This is a genomic window from Flavobacterium sp. (genome assembly GCF_043720215.1).
Classification (GTDB): Bacteria; Bacteroidota; Bacteroidia; order Flavobacteriales; family Flavobacteriaceae; genus Flavobacterium.
This window is the reverse complement of record NZ_JAYSSZ010000232.1, coordinates 1-2,999: the sequence shown is the minus strand read 5'-3', so window position 1 is coordinate 2,999 and position 2,999 is coordinate 1. Positions and strand designations below refer to the sequence as shown.

Genomic DNA, 2,999 nt, shown 5'->3' with positions numbered 1-2,999 from the left:
TTTTTGGTGCTGTTTAATTTATCTATTTTTGTCTAATAATCTGTATCGATTATTTAGGACTAGTCATACAAATGGGTAAGAATTGACATCGAAATGGTGCTTTTTTAGCCTTTTTTTGTCGTTTTTTACCTAAAAAAAGAGCATAAAAAAAAGTCCCCAAGAAGTCTTTTTAGATTCTGGGGACTTTTTTAATTTACAAAAAATGATATTTTACTAGGGTTTACAACTTTTTCACAAGCTATAAAAGTGTCAAAAAGCAAAACAGTCCCCGAGCGAATTGGGGACTGTTTTAAAATTTTAATAATTTGCTTATATCTATTCTTTTATTGGTGTTGGGTCGTTTGTCTTCTCTGGAGGGTTTAAGGATAGTTTTAACGCTTTGGGAACTCATTTCTTTGCCCTCTTTATCTACAAAGGTATTGACTATCATTGCCGTTATATCGTTAATATTCCCTTCAACCATTGGCTTGCCCTCGATAAATATCTCCTGTGATAATTGGTAAAATATATCAACAAACTGATTAACATTGCAATTGAATTGCAATTTAGTAAACACATTGGGGTTGATGGTCGCTAGTGGCTTGAACTTATCAATGTTACTTTTGATACTTTGCATTTCATAAATCTGCTCTATCTCTTTACTGCATTGTTTATCAAATAGCGGTAATTTTTGATTGATAAACTCAATATTGGATTGTCGGTATTCGTGTTTTTCTTTGGTTAGCAATAGTATTTTTTCATTATCATCGTCTAAAATATCTATCTGCTTTTTGATTTCGTAGAACGAAAAATACCTGTCCTCACTCTCTGCATTGATGTATCTTTTGGCTATGATTGATTTGGTTTCTTTTACGCCAGATAATTGCAATTCTTTCCGTTTGGATTCTATTAAATGGAATAGTTTATTGTAACGACATAAAACTCGTTTTTCAGTAAACAAATCTTCATTATTAGAAATTAAATCTTCAAAATTATTCAGCCAAATAGTAGGTTCTTCGACCAAATTGGTTTGATAATTTAGAAAGGCGGGGAAATCGGATTGCGGAAGTTCAAAAAACTTACTTATTAATGCCACGCAATAATCCTGTTTAGTTGGTTTTTTGTCATGGACAATATCAAAATTAAGATTGTGAATTTGTGCGGAATGCACGACTACCATTTCGACAAACGAGGCTGTTTGAATGTTTTCTATCATAGAATTTTATGCTACAATTATTGTATATTTTGCATATTCTTTGAAATGGCAATTTTAAATGTATTCCCGCACCTTGTTTTCTTTTTTTATGGAATATTTCTTTAAAAGAACTTCTTTCTTTGGGTACTAAAGTAAACAGAAAAAAAATCCTTTTTCAAAAGGATTTCATAATTTTTTATTAAATATTTAGCATTATTTTAACTCGATTACTGCTTATTTTTTAAGAACGTGATTTATATTGTTTTAGTATTCGTATTTTTTTAATAAATAAAATCATCAACTGCTTTGTCTAATTCTTCACCCAAAATTTTAGCATATATTTGAGTGGTTCTAATATCTCTATGATCCATCAACTTTGAAACGTGCTCAATTCTCATGCCATTATTTAAAGCATTGGTAGCAAAACTATGTCGACTCAAGTGAAAAGAAACGTGAACAGGTAATTCTAAAGCTTTTGCAATTCTTTGAATTTGAAAATTAGCGGATTTGTTTTTTTGTTGGGTTATATCAAATCGATATTCGTCATTCTTTAAAAACAACTCTCTGTTGGTTATAATTGGAAAAACACAATCGTCTGGCTGTGGATTTGGTTTTTGGTATTTTTTAATAATATCCAAAGCTACTTTACCGATTTTAAACTGATGCCATCTACCTGTTTTACGAATCACTTTTTTAATTCGCTGTTCTTCTTCATTGAAGTGTTTGTTTTGAAATTCCAACACATCACTAAAACGCAAACCTCCTGCATAAATGGAAAAAACGAACATATCTCTATAAATACAATTTAATGAGCCTTCTTCTGTCTTATAATTAATTAGAGCCTCGATTTGGTCTTTCTTCAAAAACAATCTCTCGGCAGGGTCTTTTTTTAATGTCAATTTGCTGAAAGGATACATATATTCGGGAATAATATCCTCCTTAATGGCTTGTTTGAACATAATCGCCAAAATCATAATGGAATATCTTTGGGTTGTTGCTCCATTCTTTAAAGTATTTGACATATAAGCCATAAAATCCAGTAATAGAGAAACCGTAATATCGTCAAAGAAAACATCTTTTGTCCCTACCCACTTTTCAAATTTATCAAGATACAACAGATAGTTTTTATAGGTGCTAATGGAAACACTCCCTTTTATTTTTTCACAATGCTTGCGAGAGTATTCAAAAAAGTTAGGGACTTGCTTTCCTTTAATAGCATCTTTTAATTTATTGGCTGAAACTGTTTTTACCTTTCTTTCTAAATCGGCAACCTGCGCTTCCGCATCTGCAATTTTTTGAGCAATGGAAGCGTTCATTCTTGCGCTATTGGGGTGGTTCTTTTTTACCCGCTGTTTTGCTTCGTCCCATTCGCTTTCTTTCAATTTCACTCCAACAGAAATAAATTTGGCTTTTCTGTCTTTTATAACTCTTATATATAAAGGGCAATGACCCGCTTGGTCTTGCTGGTGCATTCTCAGAATTAACTTAATTGATGCCATACTTTGTAATATTAAAATGTTTTACTATTTTTACATAACGAAGCAAATGAGTGAAAGCCTTGAAAATAAAAGCGTTTCATTTGAGTGCATCGCAAAACGAAAGTACAACATTTGGTATAACAAAGCAAACATTATGTTGCTTTTTTTTGCTCTCGTTTGAATTGCAATATTTTATAAAGTCAATAAAAACAGTGCTTTAAGCGCAAATTGAAACGTGTAATATTATAATAGAACTAACAGCGGTTTGGCGCAATTGGGGTTTTAGGCTTTATTAAAGTTGGTTTTGTACTTGGAAGTTGGTTTTTTAATCGATACATTTGGCTAAC

General features: G+C 31.5%; 2 protein-coding genes. Both read right to left on the bottom strand.

Annotated features, from left to right (window positions below; all coding sequences use genetic code 11):
- Window positions 1–289 precede the first annotated feature (289 nt).
- A complete protein-coding gene (locus tag ACHZC3_RS10460) occupies window positions 290–1,195 on the bottom strand; it encodes a hypothetical protein (protein ID WP_394759808.1) in 906 nt (301 codons plus the stop codon).
- 260 nt (window positions 1,196–1,455) lie between these two features.
- Window positions 1,456–2,673 (bottom strand): tyrosine-type recombinase/integrase, encoded by a 1,218-nt coding sequence (locus ACHZC3_RS10455; protein ID WP_394759807.1) that lies wholly within the window; start codon window positions 2,671–2,673, stop codon window positions 1,456–1,458.
- Between the last annotated feature and the right edge of the window lie 326 nt (window positions 2,674–2,999).

What these genes read in the sequence shown, in the direction of transcription:
- ACHZC3_RS10455 (WP_394759807.1), bottom strand. Translation starts at nt 2,673, where the DNA reads ATGGCATCAATTAAGTTAATTCTGAGAATGCACCAGCAAGACCAAGCG.
- ACHZC3_RS10460 (WP_394759808.1), bottom strand. Translation starts at nt 1,195, where the DNA reads ATGATAGAAAACATTCAAACAGCCTCGTTTGTCGAAATGGTAGTCGTG.